This is a genomic window from Pseudenterobacter timonensis (assembly GCF_900021175.1).
Lineage (GTDB): Bacteria > Pseudomonadota > Gammaproteobacteria > Enterobacterales > Enterobacteriaceae > Enterobacter > Enterobacter timonensis.
In genome coordinates, this window is record NZ_FCOP01000007.1 from 1 (window position 1) to 18717 (window position 18717).

The 18717-nt window shown below is 56.2% G+C and carries 15 protein-coding genes and 1 rRNA gene; 7 read left to right on the forward strand and 9 right to left on the reverse strand.

Annotated elements, in window-relative coordinates:
* Nucleotides 1–454, reverse strand: a 16S ribosomal RNA gene (locus BN3796_RS01020); the annotation flags it as partial.
* Nucleotides 455–944: 490 nt separating this feature from the next.
* Between BN3796_RS01020 and BN3796_RS01025 the strand changes: the two genes are divergently transcribed.
* Complete coding sequence (locus BN3796_RS01025; protein ID WP_061706599.1) at nt 945–1637, forward strand: FadR/GntR family transcriptional regulator; 693 nt, start codon at nt 945–947, stop codon at nt 1635–1637.
* Between the two features lie 11 nt (nt 1638–1648).
* Nucleotides 1649–3076 carry a multidrug transporter subunit MdtD gene (gene mdtD, locus BN3796_RS01030; protein WP_061706600.1) on the forward strand — a complete coding sequence of 476 codons (1428 nt, stop codon included), beginning with the start codon at nt 1649–1651 and terminating at the stop codon, nt 3074–3076.
* On the opposite strand, the gene rbsR is transcribed toward mdtD, so the two are convergent.
* The 7 genes from rbsR to kup form a co-directional block, all read right to left on the reverse strand.
* Entirely contained in the window at nt 3024–4034 is a 1011-nt protein-coding gene (gene rbsR / locus BN3796_RS01035; protein WP_073885030.1) for a ribose operon transcriptional repressor RbsR, read from the reverse strand. The two genes, mdtD and rbsR, sit on opposite strands and share 53 nt — an antisense overlap.
* A 3-nt stretch (nt 4035–4037) precedes the next feature.
* Nucleotides 4038–4967 carry a ribokinase gene (gene rbsK / locus BN3796_RS01040; protein WP_061706601.1) on the reverse strand — a complete coding sequence of 310 codons (930 nt, stop codon included), beginning with the start codon at nt 4965–4967 and terminating at the stop codon, nt 4038–4040.
* 108 nt (nt 4968–5075) lie between these two features.
* Entirely contained in the window at nt 5076–5966 is an 891-nt protein-coding gene (rbsB, locus tag BN3796_RS01045) for a ribose ABC transporter substrate-binding protein RbsB (RefSeq protein ID WP_061706602.1), read from the reverse strand.
* Nucleotides 5967–5993: 27 nt separating this feature from the next.
* On the reverse strand, nt 5994–6959 hold the full coding sequence (gene rbsC / locus BN3796_RS01050) for a ribose ABC transporter permease (protein WP_061706603.1): 966 nt from the start codon (nt 6957–6959) through the stop codon (nt 5994–5996).
* 4 nt (nt 6960–6963) lie between these two features.
* Nucleotides 6964–8469: a ribose ABC transporter ATP-binding protein RbsA gene (gene rbsA / locus BN3796_RS01055; protein ID WP_061706604.1), complete on the reverse strand. Its 1506-nt coding sequence runs from the start codon at nt 8467–8469 to the stop codon at nt 6964–6966.
* A gap of 7 nt (nt 8470–8476) precedes the next feature.
* On the reverse strand, nt 8477–8896 hold the full coding sequence (gene rbsD, locus BN3796_RS01060) for a D-ribose pyranase (protein WP_061706605.1): 420 nt from the start codon (nt 8894–8896) through the stop codon (nt 8477–8479).
* A 224-nt stretch (nt 8897–9120) separates the two neighbouring features.
* Nucleotides 9121–10989: a low affinity potassium transporter Kup gene (gene kup, locus BN3796_RS01065; protein WP_061706606.1), complete on the reverse strand. Its 1869-nt coding sequence runs from the start codon at nt 10987–10989 to the stop codon at nt 9121–9123.
* 312 nt (nt 10990–11301) lie between these two features.
* Between kup and ravA the strand changes: the two genes are divergently transcribed.
* Nucleotides 11302–12798 (forward strand): ATPase RavA, encoded by a 1497-nt coding sequence (gene ravA / locus BN3796_RS01070; RefSeq protein WP_061706607.1) that lies wholly within the window; start codon nt 11302–11304, stop codon nt 12796–12798.
* Complete coding sequence (gene viaA, locus BN3796_RS01075; protein ID WP_061706608.1) at nt 12792–14243, forward strand: ATPase RavA stimulator ViaA; 1452 nt, start codon at nt 12792–12794, stop codon at nt 14241–14243. The genes ravA and viaA overlap by 7 nt, the downstream gene beginning before the upstream one ends.
* On the opposite strand, the gene asnA is transcribed toward viaA, so the two are convergent.
* A complete protein-coding gene (asnA, locus tag BN3796_RS01080; RefSeq protein WP_061706609.1) occupies nt 14244–15236 on the reverse strand; it encodes an aspartate--ammonia ligase in 993 nt (330 codons plus the stop codon).
* 151 nt (nt 15237–15387) lie between these two features.
* Between asnA and asnC the strand changes: the two genes are divergently transcribed.
* From asnC to mnmG, 3 genes are all read left to right on the forward strand, one after another.
* The gene (gene asnC, locus BN3796_RS01085; RefSeq protein ID WP_061706610.1) at nt 15388–15846 is read left to right on the forward strand and encodes a transcriptional regulator AsnC; all 459 of its coding nucleotides are present in this window, start codon (nt 15388–15390) and stop codon (nt 15844–15846) included.
* Nucleotides 15847–15935: 89 nt separating this feature from the next.
* Nucleotides 15936–16385 carry an FMN-binding protein MioC gene (gene mioC / locus BN3796_RS01090; RefSeq protein ID WP_061706611.1) on the forward strand — a complete coding sequence of 150 codons (450 nt, stop codon included), beginning with the start codon at nt 15936–15938 and terminating at the stop codon, nt 16383–16385.
* Nucleotides 16386–16759: 374 nt separating this feature from the next.
* Nucleotides 16760–18649 (forward strand): tRNA uridine-5-carboxymethylaminomethyl(34) synthesis enzyme MnmG, encoded by a 1890-nt coding sequence (gene mnmG, locus BN3796_RS01095; RefSeq protein WP_061706612.1) that lies wholly within the window; start codon nt 16760–16762, stop codon nt 18647–18649.
* Nucleotides 18650–18717: the final 68 nt, after the last annotated feature.

The following is an 18717-nucleotide window of genomic DNA, read 5'->3' on the forward strand; positions in this document are numbered from 1 at the left end:
CGCCTTCCTCCCCGCTGAAAGTACTTTACAACCCGAAGGCCTTCTTCATACACGCGGCATGGCTGCATCAGGCTTGCGCCCATTGTGCAATATTCCCCACTGCTGCCTCCCGTAGGAGTCTGGACCGTGTCTCAGTTCCAGTGTGGCTGGTCATCCTCTCAGACCAGCTAGGGATCGTCGCCTAGGTGAGCCGTTACCCCACCTACTAGCTAATCCCATCTGGGCACATCTGATGGCAAGAGGCCCGAAGGTCCCCCTCTTTGGTCTTGCGACGTTATGCGGTATTAGCTACCGTTTCCAGTAGTTATCCCCCTCCATCAGGCAGTTTCCCAGACATTACTCACCCGTCCGCCACTCGTCACCCGAGAGCAAGCTCTCTGTGCTACCGTTCGACTTGCATGTGTTAGGCCTGCCGCCAGCGTTCAATCTGAGCCATGATCAAACTCTTCAATTTAAAAGTTTGATGCTCAAAGAATTAAACTTCGTAATGAATTACGTGTTCACTCAATGAGACTTGGTATTCATTTTTCGTCCGGGGACGTTAAGAATCCATGTCACCTGAGTGCCCACACAGATTGTCTGATAAATTGTTAAAGAGCAGTGCCGCTTCGTTTTTCGCTGCGGCGCGGGGTGTACATATTACGCTTTCCCGCTTCAGAGTCAAGCTTTTATTTTCGCTTTTCTCCGGGATTTCTCAGCGGCTTTCGCCGGGAGAACCCTGTTGACCCGGCGGCTTGCTTGCCGTTGTTCCGTGTCAGTGGTGGCGCATTATAGGGGGTTATTCGGATGTGACAAGAGGAAATTTAAAAAAACTTTCCGACCGCCTTTTTTTTCACCAAAAGCACCCTTCACAAGCTACAAATTGTTCTATTTGGTCTCTTTCCCGCCATAAATGCGCACCAGATGGCATACTTACCCGCAGGACATATACAGGAATAGACGCAATGCCTTTAAGTGCACAACAGCTGGCGGCACAAAAAAATCTCTCTTATGTACTGGCAGAGAAGCTGGCACAACAAATCCTGGCGGGTCACTATGCGCCGGGCACCATCCTTCCGGGGGAGATGGAGCTGGGTGAACAGTTTGGCGTAAGCCGCACCGCCGTGCGCGAAGCGGTCAAAACCTTAACCGCGAAAGGTATGGTTCTGCCGCGTCCCCGCATCGGTACGCGCGTTATGCCGCAGGGTAACTGGAATTTTCTCGATCAGGAGCTGCTCTCCTGGTGGATGACGGAGGAGAACTTCCGCCAGGTTATCGAACATTTTCTGGTAATGCGCAGCAGCCTGGAGCCACAGGCCTGCGCGCTGGCGGCGACGCTTGGCAGCGCCGAGGAAAAAGCGCAGCTCAATACGCTAATGGAAGAGATGATCGCCTTAAAGAAAGCGTTCAACCGCGAACGCTGGATAGCCGTGGATACGGCCTGGCACGAACATATTTATCAGATGAGCCGTAATCCTTTTCTGACCTCTTTCGCCTCGCTGTTCCATTCGGTTTATCACACCTATTTTGCCTCTATTACGCAGGATGAAGTGGTTAAGCTGGATCTGCACCAGGCGATTGTTGATGCGATACAGGATAGCGACGCATCCCGGGCCACCCGCGCCTGTCAGGCTTTACTGGCCACACCGAACCCATAACAGGAAATACCATGACAGAAAAAAAAGCGCGCAGTATGGCTGGCTTGCCATGGATCGCGGCGATGGCTTTCTTTATGCAGGCGCTGGATGCCACCATTCTCAACACCGCCCTGCCAGCTATCGCGCAAAGCCTTAACCGTTCCCCCCTGGCGATGCAGTCCGCCATTATCAGCTATACGCTGACCGTCGCGATGCTTATCCCGGTTAGCGGCTGGCTGGCCGATCGCTTTGGTACGCGCCGCATCTTTATGCTCGCCGTGACGCTTTTTACCCTCGGCTCGCTGGCCTGCGCCCTTTCCACCTCGCTAACCGAACTGGTGATATTCCGTGTGCTTCAGGGGATCGGCGGCGCGATGATGATGCCCGTGGCCCGCCTTGCCCTGCTGCGCGCCTATCCGCGTAGCGAGCTGCTACCGGTTCTGAACTTTGTCACCATGCCCGGCCTGGTTGGCCCGATTCTCGGCCCGGTGCTGGGCGGCGTGCTGGTTACCTGGGCGAGCTGGCACTGGATTTTCCTCATTAATATTCCCATTGGCGTGGCCGGGCTGTTTTATGCCCGCAAATATATGCCGAACTTCACCACTCCCCGGCGCAGCTTTGATATGGCCGGTTTTTTCCTGTTTGGGCTTAGCCTTGTGCTCTTTTCCAGCGGGATGGAGCTCTTCGGGGAGAAAATCGTCGCCACCTGGATCGCGCTGTCGATTATCTTCAGCGGCATTCTGCTTCTCTTTCTTTATATCCGCCATGCGCGCCGCCATCCCACGCCGCTGATATCGCTCTCGCTGTTCAACACCCGCACCTTCTCGGTAGGGATTGTGGGAAACATCGCCTCGCGCCTCGGTACCGGCTGCGTTCCCTTTTTAATGCCGCTGATGCTGCAGGTAGGATTCGGCTTCCCGGCGCTGATTGCCGGTATCATGATGGCCCCCACCGCGATTGGCTCCATCCTGGCAAAATCCGTGGTGACGCAGATCCTCCGCAGGCTGGGCTACCGTAAAACGCTGGTCGGTATCACAGTCTTTATTGGCGCTATGATTGCGCAATTCTCGCTGCAATCCCCCGCTCTGCCCGTATGGATGCTTATCCTGCCGCTCTTTGTTCTGGGGATGGCGATGTCGATTCAGTTCACGTCGATGAATACCATTACGCTTGCGGATCTCTCTGATGAGAATGCCAGCAGCGGCAACAGCGTCCTGGCAGTGACCCAACAGCTCTCTATCAGCCTCGGGGTGGCGGTGAGCGCGGCAATGCTACGCGTTTATGAAGGGTTTGAAGGCACCAATACCGTGGAGCAATTCCACTACACTTTTATTACGATGGGCATTATCACGGCAATCTCTTCGCTGGTCTTTATGCTGTTGAGAGCGAGGGATGGCCGCAACCTGATTAAAGAACGCCATTTGGCAAAACCGAGTCGCGTTCCATCAGAACAGGAGTAAGCTGGAGACGCTGCTGCTGCAACGCGGGCTGCGCCATACGATGAATCAGCACGTCGATGGCCAGTTCGCCTAGTTCATCTTTGGGCTGATGGATAGTGGTGAGCGGCGGCGTCATGTATTGCGCCAGCTCGATATCATCGTAGCCGATAATGGCCATATCCTGCGGGATACGCAAACCAGCCTGATAGAGTGCCTGATAAGCGCCAAACGCCATTGCGTCGTTGCCGATAAAAACCGCCTGTGGGCGCTGCGCCTGCGTCAGCAGCATCTTCATCGCCTCGAAGCCGCCATTAAACTCAAAGTCGCCGGTAATCCGGTACTCCTCAGGAGCGGCAAGCCCCGCCCGCGCCATCGCCGCCAGGTATCCTTCAAGCCGCAACCGCGCTGGCGTTTTATCCAGCGGACCGGTAATACAGGCAATTCGGGTATAGCCTTTATCGATCAGATACTGGGTAGCAATATCACCGCCCAACAGCGAGTTATCCTGAATCAGATCGCTGGTGCCATCAAAGGGCGCCCAGTCCATCATTACCGTCGGCACTGAAGGATAACGCTGCATAATCTCCCTGGAGGGCTGATGCGTTTCGGTACAAAGCAGCAGTAATCCATCGACGCGTTTTTGCATCAGCGTCTCCAGGCTGCGGTTCATGCGCTGCTCGTCGCCTTCGGTATTACACAGCACCAGGCTATAGCCGCGCTCAAAGCAGCTACGCTCGACGCCGCGAACCAGTTCGGAGTAGAAAGGATTAGTACTGGCGGTAATCAGCATACCGATGGTACGCGTCTGGTTGAGCTTGAGGCTACGCGCCAGCGCCGAGGGGGCGTAGTTAAGCGTTTTGATGGCGGCTTCGACCTTCTCCCGTATCGCTTCGCTAACAAAGCGATCGTTATTAATGACGTGGGAAACGGTCGAGGTAGAAACGCCCGCCATGCGGGCGACATCTTTCATGGTGGCCAAGCGCTACCCCTGCTGATTTAAGAATGCATCAATCTCTTTACGCCATGGAACGGAAGGCTGCGCGCCTTTACGGGTCACCGCGATGGCGGCTGCCGCGTGAGCGAAACGGATAGCCTCATTCAGGCCATTGCCTTCCAGCAGTGCGGTAACCAGCGCACCGTTAAACGTATCCCCCGCCGCAATGGTATCGACGGCGTTAACCTTAAAGCCCGCCACACGTCGGCCGTTACCGTCAACGCTTGCCCATACGCCACGGCTGCCGAGCGTAATGATTACCGTCTTAATGCCTTTAGCGTGTAGCGCCGACGCCGCACGCGCAGCGTCATCATCATTTTCAACGCGAATACCGGTAAGCTTTTCCGCTTCGGTTTCGTTGGGGGTGATGATATCCACCAGCGCCAGCAGCTCGTCTGATAGTACACGGGCAGGAGCTGGATTCAGTACGACGGTGGTGTGATTTTCATGCGCGATTTTCGCCGCCGCCAGCACGCTCTCTACCGGCGATTCAAGCTGCATCAGCAGCGCATCCGCCTGTGCGATCAGCGCGCGCTGCGCCTCTACCCGGTCGAGGGATAAGGCCGCATTGGCTCCCGCATGAATGCCGATGACATTCTCACCTTCGCCGTTGACGAAAATCAGCGCCACGCCGGTGGATTCGCCTTCAACCACGCTGACCGGGGCGATATCAATATTGTCGCGAACCAGCTGCTGGCGCACACGCTCGCCGGTATCGTCATCACCGGTGCAGGCGATAAAGGCAATACTTGCGCCGCTGCGACCGGCAGCTACCGCCTGGTTTGCCCCTTTGCCGCCAAACGCGACCTGATAGTGATGACCGGTGACGGTTTCGCCCGGGGTGGGGAAGGCGTCAAGGTTAAGAATGTGATCGGCATTAATACTGCCAAGGACAATAAGCTTTGCTGAGGTTTTCATTTATGGGGTGTCCACCTGAGAGCGCCACCGGTGTTACCCGGTGGCGTATGCCACACTTTTCTTTTATAGGATGTCCCTCAGGCAGCCAGCGACTGCCTGAATCGCCGGTTACTGCTTAATGACCAGCTTCAGGTCTACCGGATATTTGGCCTGAACCTTTTCACCCTTCAGCACCTTATCAGCAGTCTGTACGCCAGTAGCGCCGATCTGCTCTGGCAGCTGGGCGATGGTCGCTGCCAGTTTGCCATCATTTACTGCTTTTTCACCATCCGGCGTGCCGTCAAATCCGACAACCATCACATCAGATTTTCCTGCGGTCTGCAAAGCACGCAGCGCGCCCAGCGCCATTTCATCGTTCTGCGCGAACACGGCCTGCACGTCAGGATGCGCGGTCAGCAGGTTCTGCATGACGTTCAGACCTTTGGTACGGTCGAAGTCTGCCGGCTGGCTCGCCAGAACGTTAAATTTGTGCGCCGCCACGGCCTGCTGGAAACCTTCGCCACGCTCGCGCGCCGCAGAGGTACCGGCAATCCCCTGCAGTTCGATGACTTTCGCGCCTTCGCCCGCTTTCTTCGCTATGTAGTCGCCCGCGATTTTGCCGCCCAGCACGTTATCGGAGGCGATATGGCTGACTACGTCACCCTTGGTGGCCTGACGGTCCAGAGTAATAACCGGGATATTCGCCTGGTTTGCCATCTTCACGGCGTTACCCACCGCATCGGAGTCGGTCGGGTTGATCAGCAGGATTTTGGTGCCGCGAACGGTTAAGTCCTGAACGTTAGCCAGCTCTTTCGCCGGGTTGTTCTGGGAATCCAGCACCACCAGGTTGTAGCCCAGCTTGTCCGCCTCTTTCTGCGCGCCATCCTTCAGGGAGACGAAGAAAGGGTTGTTGAGCGTGGAGATCACCAGCGCGATGGTATCTTTCGCCATAGCGTTAGCACTTACGGTTGCGCTCAGCGCCACGGCCGAAACCAGGGTAGCCAGTTTTTTCATGTTCATATCTAAGATGTCCTGTAGTGTCGTCAGTTACTGTTTTTTGTTGTCTACCAGTACCGCCAGCAAAATCACTACCGCTTTAACGATCATCTGGTAATAGGAAGAAACACCTAGCAAATTCAAACCATTATTCAGGAAACCGAGAATCAGCGCGCCGATCAAGGTCCCAACAATGCGACCTTTACCACCCGCCAGGCTGGTACCACCCAGCACAACCGCCGCAATGGCATCCAGCTCATAACCTGTTCCCGCCGTCGGCTGGGCGGAAGAGAGACGCGCCACTTCGATGATACCCGCCAGAGAGGCCAGCAGCCCGCTCAGGGAGTAGACGATGATTTTGACTTTATTAACGCTAATGCCGGAGAGGCGCGTTGCCGCTTCGTTACCGCCCAGCGCATAGATATAACGTCCAAGACGGGTATGGTGCAGCATGTACCAGGCGGCAATAAAGACGATAGCCATGATCCACACCGGCGTCGGGATTCCCAGCGGGCGCCCAATACCAAACCAGCCAAAGAGGTCGGCGTTGTCGGTAAAGCCAGTATTCACCGGACTGCCGTTGGTGTAAACCATGGTTACCCCGCGCAGCAGCAGCATCATCACCAGCGTGGCGATAAAGGCCTGCACCCGGCCTTTGGCCACTATCACCCCGGTCACGGCGCCAATCGCGGCGCCTAACGCCAGCGCGGCGGCGATAGCCACCAGCGCATTGACTTCAATTCCTACAATTGAAGCGGCAACCGCACCGGTGAGCGCCAGCAGGGAACCGACTGAGAGGTCGATGCCCGAGGTTAAAATAACCAGCGTCATCCCCACGGCCATAATGGCGTTAACGGAGGTCTGCTGGAGAATATTGAACAGGTTATTAAGGGTAAAAAAGTTCGGGCTCATGGTAGAGACAATCGCGATCAGCACCAGCAGGGCAATCAGCGATTTCTGCTCCATCAGCCATGCCTTAGTGAAATAACGGCGTCCAGAAACGGCCTGGGTAGTCATTGTCTTACTCCTGATTCACGCGATTAAGCTTGCCCACAGCGGCAGCCATCAGAACTTCCTGGGTGGCCTGCTCGCGAGTAAATTCACCGCCGAGGTGCCCTTCATGCATGACGATAATACGATCGCTCATGCCTAATACTTCCGGCATCTCGGAAGAGACCAGAATGATGCTTAAACCTTCCGCCTTGAACTGGTTGATCAGCTGGTAGATCTCTTTTTTAGCCCCCACGTCCACGCCGCGGGTCGGCTCATCCAGGATCAATACTTTCGGGCGGGTCATCAGGCCGCGGGCGATGGCCACTTTTTGCTGATTGCCGCCGGAGAGCAGCCCGATCGCCTGCTCCATAGAGGGGGTTTTGACGTTAAAGAGACGGATAAAATCGCTGACCGCCTGCTGCTCATCTTTATGCTTCAGGCTGCCGCCGCTGCGGCTGAAATAGCGCAGCGCGGTGAGCGACATGTTCTCTTTCACCGACATCCCGAGCACCAGGCCATCGCGCTTACGATCCTCTGAGATATAGACGATACCGTTCGCCAGGCCATCCTGCGGCGTGCGGGCGATCACTTCGCGTCCGTCGAGCGTAACGTAGCCGCTGGAGCGCGGCAGCGCGCCGTAAAGTACTTTCATCAGCTCGGTGCGCCCGGCCCCCATCAGCCCGGCCACGCCGAGGATCTCCCCTTTACGCAGGGTAAAGGAGACATTATCCACGCCCGGTCCGCAGAGGTTATCCACCTTCAGGCGGATCTCGCCCGGCGCTTTCTCCAGATGCGGATACTGATCTTCCAGCTTACGGCCCACCATCATTTCGATAAGCGTATCTTCAGTGAGCGAGGAGACTTCACGCTCGGCGATGAATTGCCCGTCGCGGAAAACCGTCACGTCGTCGCAAATTTCGAAGATCTCTTTCATGCGGTGAGAAATGTAGACAATGCCGCGCCCCTGCGATTTCAGCTCGCGGATAACGCGGAACAGGGATTCGGTTTCGGTATCAGTGAGGGCATCGGTCGGCTCATCCATAATGATGACCTTCGACTCGAAGCTCAGCACCTTGGCAATCTCCACCATCTGCTGATCGCCGATAGAGAGATCGCCGACCATACGGTCGCTCTTAAAACGCAGGTTTAGCTTCGCCAGCAGCTTGTCCGCCTCGGCATACATGGTTTTCCAGTCGATTTTGCCAAAGCGATTCACAAACTCGCGGCCGAGGAAGATATTCTCCGCGATGGTCAGCTGTGGGATCAGGTTTAGCTCCTGGTGGATAATGCCAATCCCGGCTTCCTGGGAAGATTTGGGGCCGTTAAAGGTGGTCTCTTTTCCCAGCCATAGCAGCGAGCCGGCATCACGCGTGTAGATACCGGTCAGCACTTTCATCATGGTGGATTTGCCGGCGCCGTTTTCGCCCACCAGCGCCATAACACGGCCAGGATAAACGTTCAGCGCCGCGCCGGAGAGGGCCTTGACGCCCGGGAACGATTTATCTATCCCTTTGAGTTGCAGTAATGCGTCCATGATGGCCTCAGAAGGTGACGCCAGCACAGAGAATGATATTCGCAAACGGGGAACACTCCCCGCTGCGAATCACCGCCTGACTGTCTGCGGTTTGTTGTTTGAATTGCTCGTGTGTCGTGTAATGCACCACGATAGTATTTCCCTGGCGTTGCTGCAGCAGCTCTATAAACTTCAGCAACGTTTCGTGGAGCTGCGGATTATGTTGTTTAATCTCCGCGGCGAGAATGGCTGCCTCAACCTGCATCTCCGCCGCCACCACTTCCAGCACCTGCATAAACGAGGGTACGCCCTGCGTTAACGCCATATCGATACGGGTCGTGTTGCGCGGAACCGGTAAGCCTGCATCGCAAACCACCAGCGTATCGGTATGCCCAAGACGGGAGATAACCGACGAGATTTCAGAGTTGAGAATCGTGCCTTTCTTCATTTTCATGCTCCACTGGCGAAACGTTTCGCTGACCTGAGTGTACGACCAGCCATGCACAGAAAACCATCACGACGTTATAGATTTGTGATCGTCGTCGAAACGTTTCGCTAAGTGAAATACAGAGGAGGTAAATGCAAAACGGTAACCGTCAGGTTACCGTTTTTATGGTTGCGCCCTCTCCTCGTGGAGAGGGTCGGGGTGAGGGCATCAGGCCGCACGGAGGCTTAAATCTCGACCTGGGTACCCAGTTCGATGACGCGGTTAGGCGGGATTTCAAACTGGTCCGGCGCGCGCAGGGCGTTGCGTTGCAGGATCAGATAGAGCTTACCGCGCAGGCGCAGATACCACGGGCGTTTGCCGATAATCAGCGATTCGTGGGACATAAAGAACGATGTTTCCATCATGCGACAGCTCAGGCCTTCCAGACCGCAGCGGTGGAACACCTCCTCCACGTTCGGGGTTTCGCGCCAGCCGTAGCTCGCCACAACGCGCCAGAAAGTCGGGGAAAGCTGCTCAATCTGCACGCGTCGCACGTTATGGACGTAAGGCGCATCTTCGGTGCGCAGGGTGAGGAGGATCACCCGTTCGTGCAGCACCTTGTTGTGCTTGAGGTTATGCATCAGCGCAAAGGGGATGACGTTCAGCGCGCGGGACATATAGACCGCGGTACCCGGTACGCGAACCGGCGGCGATTTTTCCAGGGAGGCGATCATCGCCTCCAGGGAATTGCCGTGTTCATGGATACGACGCAGCAGGCGGAAGCGCTCGCTTTTCCAGGTGGTCATAATCAGGAACATAATCAGACCGAGCGTCAGTGGCAGCCAGCCGCCGGAGACAATCTTATCGAGGTTCGCAGAGAAGAGCGGCACGTCGATGCAGAGGAAAGCCACCAGAATCAGCCCAACGAGAAACTTATTCCAGTGCCAGTTACGGTAGGCCACGGTGGTGGAGAGAATCGAGGTCAGCACCATGGTGCCTGTAACCGCGATACCGTAAGCCGCCGCCAGGTTGCTGGAATGTTCGAAGCTGATGATGACAATAACCACGGCGAAATAGAGCAGCCAGTTAATGAACGGGATATAGATCTGGCCGGACTCCATCTCCGAAGTATGAATAATGCGCATCGGGGAGAGATAACCCAGACGCACCGCCTGGCGGGTCAGGGAGAAGACGCCGGAAATCACCGCCTGCGACGCGATAACCGTCGCCAGCGTCGCCAGGATCAGCATCGGCACCAGCGCCCAGTCCGGGGCCAGCAGGAAGAAGGGGTTTTTAATCGCTTCCGGGTGGGCTAACAGCAGCGCCCCCTGGCCAAAGTAGTTGAGCACCAGCGAAGGCAGTACCACCAGGAACCATGCCACGCGGATGGGCAGCTTGCCAAAGTGCCCCATGTCCGCATAGAGCGCTTCAACACCGGTAATAGAAAGCACCACCGCGCCCAGCGCCACGAATGACACCACTTTATATTCAAGGAAGAAATGGACCGCCCACATCGGGTTCAGCGCGTGCAGTACGTCAGGGTTGGCAATAATGCTGCGTAAACCGAGCACGGCCAGAATCAGGAACCATGCCAGCATAATCGGCGCAAAGAGTTTGCCCACCAGCCCGGTGCCATGTTTCTGGATAATAAACAGCAGCGTCAGGACAATAATGGCCAGCGGGACGACCCAGGTATCAAGCTGCGGGGCGATAATCTCCAGCCCCTCAATCGCCGACATCACCGAAATCGCCGGCGTAATCACCACTTCGCCATAGAAGAAGCTGCCGCCAATAAGTCCGATAATCACCAGTACAGAGGTCATCCTGGCCGAGGTGTTGCGCCCGGCAAGGGACATCAGCGTTAAGATCCCGCCTTCGCCCGCGTTATCGGCACGCATCACAAAAGATAAATATTTTACGGAAACGACCAGGATCAACAGCCAGAAGATAAGAGAGAGGAAGCCAAAAACGGCATCACGTTCAACGCCAAATCCAAACTGTCCGGAGAGACATTCTCTTAGCGTATAGAGTGGGCTGGTACCAATATCACCGTAGACAACCCCGATTGCCGCAAGCGTTATAGCGGGTAATGATTGCTTTTTATCAGTGCTCATAGACTAGTCTTTTCGTTTAAATAACAAATGTGTGCCTAGTCCCTTGGCCCACAAAAAGCGCACAGTATGCACGATTCACGATGAAATCGTACCCCTAAATGCAATCGCGTTAATGTAGCGCAAAGAAAATAGCGCCGCACTTAAGCCGCTTATCTTCCCAAAGCAAAACCGCTTTTCCCGTACAACCGCGGCGCTGACTTTAGTAAGCTCCTCAGAATGGCCTGATATACCGGCTTCCTGCAACGGGGATTATTTCCGGTATATACTCGCATCAGTTCAGTCGGCTCCACGGAGAAAGGACGCAACACTATTATGGCTCACCCACATCTGTTAGCAGAAAGAATTTCTCGCCTCAGCAGCGCGCTGGAAAAAGGGCTTTTTGAACGTAGCCATGCCATCCGGCTCTGCCTGCTGGCGGCGCTCAGCGGCGAAAGCGTTTTTTTGCTTGGCCCGCCCGGGATCGCCAAAAGCCTGATTGCCCGCAGGCTGAAGTTTGCCTTCCAGAACGCCCGGGCCTTTGAGTATCTGATGACGCGCTTCTCCACGCCCGAAGAGGTATTTGGGCCCCTTTCCATACAGGCGCTAAAAGATGAAGGGCGCTACGAGCGCCTGACGGCGGGCTATCTTCCTGAGGCTGAAATTGTTTTCCTGGATGAGATCTGGAAAGCAGGTCCGGCAATACTCAATACCCTGCTGACCGCCATCAACGAACGCCGCTTTCGCAACGGCGCCTTTGAAGAGAAGATCCCCATGCGCCTGCTGGTGGCCGCCTCGAACGAGCTGCCGGAATCAGACAGCAGCCTGGAAGCGCTCTATGACCGCATGCTAATCCGTCTGTGGCTGGATAAGGTACAGGATAAAGGAAACTTCCGCTCCATGCTGGTGAGCCAGCAGGATGAAAATGAAAACCCGGTCGCGCCGGGACTACAGGTCTCTGACGAGGAGTACCAGCAATGGCAGGAGGCGATTGGTAAAATTGCCCTGCCGGACAGCGTCTTTGAGCTGATCTACTGGCTGCGCCAGCAGCTGGAGCTGTTGCCCGCCGCCCCTTACGTCTCCGATCGCCGCTGGAAGAAAGCCATTCGCCTGTTACAGGCCAGCGCCATGTTCAGCGGGCGGGACGCCGTCGCCCCCATCGATCTCATCCTGCTAAAAGATTGCCTGTGGCACGACATAGAAAGCATGCATGTGATGCATCAGCAGCTGGAAATATTGATGACCGGGCAGGCGTGGCGGCAGCAGGCGATGCTGAGTGAGCTGAGCGCAATTACCCAGCGTCGTCTGCAGCTTCAGCAACAGCAGAGTGACAAAACTGCCCTTAAGGTCACGCGTCTTGGGGGAATGTTCGCCCGTAAACCGCACTACGAGCTGCCTGCTGATCTGACGGAGCCGACCCTGACGCTCCTGCTTCAGCAGCCGCTTAAGCTGCATGATATGCAGGTGGCGCATATTACTCTGGAGCGTGACGCGCTGGCGCAATGGCTGGATAAAGGCGGCGAGATCCGTGGCAAGCTGAACGGCATCGGCTTTGCGCAGCTACTGCATATGGAAGTGGACGCGAGCCAGCATCTGTTGGTGCGCGACGTCAGCCTGCAGGGTTCGCGCCTCGCCTTGCCCGGCAGCGCCGCAGAAGAGGTGCCGGAAGAGATCAAACAGCAGCTGGAGGCGCTGGAGACCGAGTGGCATCAGCAGCACACCCGCTTTAGCGAGCAGCAAAAATGCCTCTTTATACATAGCGACTGGCTGGGACGTATCGAAGCCAGCCTCCAGGATGTCATTGCGCAGATCAAACAGGCGCGTCAATGCTAAGCCTGGACACGCTCAACGTCATGCTGGCGGTCAGCGAGGAGGGGATGATCGAGGAGATCGTGCTTACCCTCCTCGCCTCGCCTCAGCTCGTCGCCTTTTTTGAAAAATTCCCGAAGCTCAAACGCGCCGTAACCGACGATCTTCCCCGCTGGCGGGAAGGGCTGCGCCAGCGGCTGAAAGAGACGGAAGTGCCGCCCGATCTGACGGAAGAGGTCGCCTGTTATCAGGAGAGCCAGCGGCTTTCCACGCCGCAGTTTAACGCTCAACTTTCGCAAATCCTCGCCTTACTTGAAAAGGTTCACTCCCCCTACGCCAGCCAGGCAAAAACGCTGGCGGCGGATAACGCCACCTTTACCCCTGCGTTGCATACCCTGTTTTTACAGCGCTGGCGGCTGAGTCTGGTGGTGCAGACCACCTCCCTTAACCAGCAGCTGCTGGAGGAGGAGCGCGAACAGTTGCTCAGCGAGGTGCAGGAGCGCATGACGCTGAGCGGCCAGCTGGAGAAGGTGCTGGTGGAAAACGAGAATGCAGCCGGCAGGCTCTGGGATATGAGTGCCGGGCAGCTTAAGCGAGGCGACTACCAGCTCATCGTCCGGTACGGTGATTTTCTCTCCGGGCAGCCGGAACTGATGGAGCTGGCGAAACAGCTTGGCCGCTCGCGGGAGGCAAAATCGGTACCGAAGAAAGATGCGCCGATGGAGACATTCAGAACCCTGGTACGCGAGCCGGCGACCGTGCCGGAGCAGGTGGACGGGCTTCAGCAAAGCGATGATATTCTGCGTCTGCTGCCCACTGAACTGGCGGTACTTGGCATTACCGAGCTGGAATATGAATTTTACCGGCGGCTGGTGGAAAAACAGCTCCTCACCTATCGCCTGCAGGGCGAAGCCTGGCGGGAAAAAGTCAGCCAGCGCCCGGTGATCCATCAGGATTTTGACGAACAGCCGCGCGGGCCGTTTATTGTCTGCGTGGACACCTCTGGCTCAATGGGCGGGTTTAACGAGCAGTGCGCCAAAGCCTTCTGTCTGGCGCTGATGCGCGTTGCGCTGGCCGACAGGCGGCGCTGCTTTATTATGCTTTTTTCCAGTGAGGTGGTGGGTTACGAACTGACCGGACCTCAGGGGCTGGAGCAGGCCATTCGTTTTCTAAGCCAGCGCTTTCGCGGCGGTACCGACCTCGCCAGCTGTTTACGCGCCGTGACTGAGCGGATGCAGGGGGGCGACTGGTACGACGCGGATGCGGTGGTGATTTCCGATTTTATCGCCCAGCGGCTGCCGGACGAGCTCGTTCATAAGGTGAAAGAGCTGCAGCGCGTGCATCAGCACCGCTTTCACGCCGTGGCCATGTCAACCCACGGTAAACCCGGCATCCTGCGCATTTTCGATCATATCTGGCGCTTCGATACCGGGTTACGTAGCCGCCTGATTCGGCGCTGGCAGCGTTAGTTAAAGCAGGGAGCTCACGCTATCGCGGACCTGCTGCGGCCACACGCCGCACTGAACCTGGCCGATATGCGAAAGCTGCAGCAACAGCATGGTCAGGCGAGACTGACCGATACCGCCGCCGATGGTTTGCGGCATCTCACCGCGCAGCAGCGCCTGGTGCCACTCCAGCTGCAGACGATCTTCGTCGCCGGTAATGGCAAGCTGGCGCTTCAGGGCTTCAGCATCCACCCGGATCCCCATAGAAGAGAGTTCAAACGCATCTTCCAGTACCGGGTTCCATACCAGAATGTCACCGTTAAGCCCGGCCGGGGCGCCATCGCACTCGGTGCTCCAGTCATCATAATCCGGGGCACGCACGTCGTGACGTTTACCGTCAGAGAGCTTACCGCCGATACCGATCAGGAATACGGCTCCCAGCTCTCTGGCAATCGCCCGCTCACGGCCTTTGGCATCCAGATCCGGGAAACGGCTCAGTAGATCCTGGCTGTGAATGAAGTGGATCGTCTCCGGCAGAAACGGCGTCAGGCCAAACTTTTCGCTCACCGCCGCTTCGGTGGCTTTGATCCCGGCGTAGATCGCCTCTACGGTCGATTTCAGCGTGCCGGGGTGACGTTCGCCATCGCCCATGACGCGCTCCCAGTCCCACTGGTCGACGTAGACGGAGTGAATAGCGGAAAGACGGTCTTCATCGGGGCGAAGGGCCTTCATATGCGTGTAAAGCCCTTCGCCCGCGCTGAAGTCGTGTTGTCCCAGGGTCTGACGCTTCCACTTCGCCAGTGAATGAACCACTTCGAAGCGGGCGTCCGGCAGTGTTTTCACATTTACCTGTACCGCTTTCTCGCAACCAGAAAGGTTATCCTGCGTCCCGTCACCTACGCGGCTTAAGATCGGCGCCTGCACTTCTATCAGGCCCAGCCGCTCTTCCAGCTGGCGGGAAAAATGGGATTTAACGAAACTGATCTGGCGTTGTTTTGCGATGTAAGCGGTTTTCATTTTTTATACTCCTGCGTCCTGTTGATATTGATTAAGCAACAAAACTGGCATCCGATTCAATAATCAAACAACAAAAAGCCTTACCTACTTTTAATTCATTAAAATAAACCGCTAAAATAGAGTGAAACATTAATCTTCATAAGAAAAAGCTATGGAAAATTATCAGATCGACAATCTGGATCGCGGCATCCTCGAGGCGCTCATGGCCAATGCGCGCACCGCCTATGCGGAGCTGGCGAAACAGTTCGGCGTCAGCCCGGGCACCATTCATGTGCGGGTAGAGAAGATGAAGCAGGCGGGCATCATTACCGGCGCGCGCATCGACGTCAGCCCCAGGCAGCTTGGTTATGACGTCTGCTGTTTTATTGGCATCATCCTCAAGAGCGCGAAGGACTACCCTTCCGCTCTTGAGAAACTGAACGCGCTGGATGAAGTCACCGAGGCGTACTACACCACCGGGCACTACAGCATCTTTATTAAGGTGATGTGTCGATCCATCGACGCGCTGCAGCAGGTACTTATCAACAAGATCCAAACAATTGATGAAATACAGTCCACCGAGACGTTGATCTCCCTGCAGAACCCGATCATGCGAACCATTCGCCCGTAACGGGCGATTTTCATTCCCACATTTTCCACAGGTAGATCCCAGCTCGTTCACAGCGTACAATAGCCCCCTCTTTATATGAGCGAGCGATCATGGCGGACATTACTCTTATCAGCGGCAGCACGTTGGGCGGCGCAGAATATGTAGCAGAACACCTGGCGGAAAAACTGGAAGAGGCGGGATTTACCACCGAAACGGTCCACGGCCCGCTGCTGGAAGATCTGGCGACCGACAATACCTGGCTGCTGGTCTCCTCCACGCATGGCGCAGGGGATCTTCCGGATAACCTGCAACCTTTCTATGACGATCTTCTGGCCCAGAAGCCGGATCTCAGCCATGTGCAGTTTGGCGCTATCGGTATCGGCAGCCGGGAATATGACACTTTCTGCGGCGCGATCGAGAAAATAGAAGCGGCCATGAAGGTCTGTGGAGCAAAACAGCTCGGCGAAACGCTGAAGATCAACATCCTCGATCATGATATTCCAGAGGATCCGGCAGAGGTTTGGCTGGATGAATGGAAAAATTTACTCAAAAACGATTAAAGATCAGGCGATCGAGTGTGGATAACTCTGGTTAAAAGCTTGGATCAACCGGTAGTTATCCAAAGAATAACCGTTGAGCAGTTTTTGTCCTGTGTATAAACCCGCGATCTGATCCCAGCTTATACGGTATGGGATCACCGATCATTCACAGCAAACGATCCTTTCTAACGCCATGATCTTTCATGAGAGATCGCACTTATCCACACGATCCGGCGATCCTAATAAGAGATCACAATAGAACAGATCTCTAAGTAAAGAGATCTTCTTTTTAATAGCCCAGGATCCCGGTGCTTTCTCGAAAGGCTAAAGTTAAGTAGAATCCACGGCCCGGGCTACAATCCATTTTCTTACCGCTTTACGCGAGGCAGACCACCATGTTTTATCAGGATCCTTTTGACGTCATCATCATTGGCGGGGGTCACGCAGGCACTGAGGCCGCAATGGCCGCGGCGCGAATGGGTCAACAGACCCTGCTTTTGACACACAATATCGACACGCTGGGGCAGATGTCCTGTAACCCGGCAATTGGCGGCATTGGGAAAGGACACCTGGTAAAAGAAGTGGATGCGCTTGGCGGCCTGATGGCGAAGGCAATCGATCGGGCAGGTATTCAGTTTAGGATACTAAACGCCAGCAAAGGACCGGCCGTTCGCGCCACCCGCGCTCAGGCGGATCGTGTGCTCTATCGCCAGGCGGTACGCACCGCGCTGGAGAATCAGCCGAACCTGATGATCTTCCAGCAGGCGGTAGAGGATCTTATTGTCGAAAACGATCGTGTCGTGGGCGCAGTCACCCAGATGGGACTCAAGTTCCGGGCTAAAGCGGTTGTGCTGACGGTAGGGACCTTCCTGGATGGTAAAATTCATATCGGGCTGGACAATTACAGCGGTGGTCGTGCGGGCGATCCGCCTTCAATCCCGCTGTCGCGCCGTCTGCGCGAACTGCCGCTGCGCGTCAGCCGCCTGAAAACCGGTACGCCGCCGCGTATTGATGCGCGCACCATCGACTTTAGCGTGCTGGCGCAGCAGCATGGCGATAACCCGATGCCGGTCTTTTCGTTCATGGGCAATGCGGCTCAGCATCCGCAGCAGGTGCCATGCTACATCACCTACACCAACGAAAAGACCCACGAGGTGATCCGTTCGAACCTCGACCGCAGCCCGATGTATGCCGGTGTGATCGAGGGGATCGGCCCGCGTTACTGTCCGTCGATCGAAGATAAGGTGATGCGCTTTGCGGATCGTAACCAGCACCAGATCTTCCTGGAGCCGGAAGGGCTGACCTCCAACGAAATTTACCCGAACGGCATTTCCACCAGCCTGCCGTTCGACGTACAGATGCAGATCGTCCGCTCCATGCAGGGCATGGAGAACGCGAGAATTGTCCGTCCGGGCTATGCGATCGAATATGATTTCTTCGACCCGCGCGATCTGAAGCCGACCCTGGAGAGTAAATTTATCCACGGTCTGTTCTTTGCCGGACAGATTAACGGCACCACCGGTTACGAAGAGGCCGCCGCGCAGGGGCTGCTTGCGGGTCTGAACGCCGCGCGTTTCTCGGCGGAAAAAGAGGGCTGGGCGCCGCGTCGCGATCAGGCCTACCTGGGGGTGCTGGTGGACGATCTCTGCACGCTGGGCACCAAAGAGCCGTACCGGATGTTTACCTCTCGCGCGGAGTACCGTCTGATGCTGCGCGAGGACAACGCCGATCTGCGTCTGACCGAAGCGGGTCGCGAGCTGGGCCTGGTGGATGATGAGCGCTGGGCACGCTTCAACGAGAAGCTGGAGCGTATCGAAACCGAACGTCAGCGTCTGAAGGCGACCTGGATTACGCCAAACGCCGACTCTGCCGCCGAAGTGAATGCTCACCTGACTACGCCGCTTTCACGTGAAGCCAGCGGCGAGGATCTGCTGCGTCGTCCGGAAATGAGCTACGAACAGCTCGTTCAGCTGGCGCCGTTCGCGCCGGGTCTGGAAGATGCCCAGGCGGCTGAGCAGGTAGAGATTCAGGTCAAATACGAAGGGTATATCGCCCGTCAGCAGGATGAGATCGAAAAACAGCAGCGTAACGAGAATACGCTGTTGCCGGCCACGCTGGACTATCGTCAGGTTACCGGGCTCTCCAATGAGGTGATTGCTAAGCTTAACGACCATAAACCGGTTTCGATCGGCCAGGCATCACGCATCTCTGGCGTGACGCCTGCGGCGATTTCGATTCTGCTGGTGTGGCTGAAAAAGCAAGGTATGCTGCGCCGCAGCGCGTAATATCTCGCTTTTCGGCAGGTGGCGCGTAGCGATCCCGCCCTGGAACTTCGTAGGCCCGGTAAGCGTCA

Bases quoted from the DNA above. Each gene is read 5' to 3' on its own strand.
- mnmG (WP_061706612.1), top strand. From the start codon at position 16,760: ATGTTTTATCAGGATCCTTTTGACGTCATCATCATTGGCGGGGGTCAC.
- viaA (WP_061706608.1), top strand. From the start codon at position 12,792: ATGCTAAGCCTGGACACGCTCAACGTCATGCTGGCGGTCAGCGAGGAG.
- rbsB (WP_061706602.1), bottom strand. From the start codon at position 5,966: ATGAACATGAAAAAACTGGCTACCCTGGTTTCGGCCGTGGCGCTGAGC.
- kup (WP_061706606.1), bottom strand. From the start codon at position 10,989: ATGAGCACTGATAAAAAGCAATCATTACCCGCTATAACGCTTGCGGCA.
- asnC (WP_061706610.1), top strand. From the start codon at position 15,388: ATGGAAAATTATCAGATCGACAATCTGGATCGCGGCATCCTCGAGGCG.
- ravA (WP_061706607.1), top strand. From the start codon at position 11,302: ATGGCTCACCCACATCTGTTAGCAGAAAGAATTTCTCGCCTCAGCAGC.
- rbsC (WP_061706603.1), bottom strand. From the start codon at position 6,959: ATGACTACCCAGGCCGTTTCTGGACGCCGTTATTTCACTAAGGCATGG.
- rbsA (WP_061706604.1), bottom strand. From the start codon at position 8,469: ATGGACGCATTACTGCAACTCAAAGGGATAGATAAATCGTTCCCGGGC.
- mdtD (WP_061706600.1), top strand. From the start codon at position 1,649: ATGACAGAAAAAAAAGCGCGCAGTATGGCTGGCTTGCCATGGATCGCG.
- asnA (WP_061706609.1), bottom strand. From the start codon at position 15,236: ATGAAAACCGCTTACATCGCAAAACAACGCCAGATCAGTTTCGTTAAA.
- rbsD (WP_061706605.1), bottom strand. From the start codon at position 8,896: ATGAAGAAAGGCACGATTCTCAACTCTGAAATCTCGTCGGTTATCTCC.
- mioC (WP_061706611.1), top strand. From the start codon at position 15,936: ATGGCGGACATTACTCTTATCAGCGGCAGCACGTTGGGCGGCGCAGAA.
- BN3796_RS01025 (WP_061706599.1), top strand. From the start codon at position 945: ATGCCTTTAAGTGCACAACAGCTGGCGGCACAAAAAAATCTCTCTTAT.
- rbsK (WP_061706601.1), bottom strand. From the start codon at position 4,967: ATGAAAACCTCAGCAAAGCTTATTGTCCTTGGCAGTATTAATGCCGAT.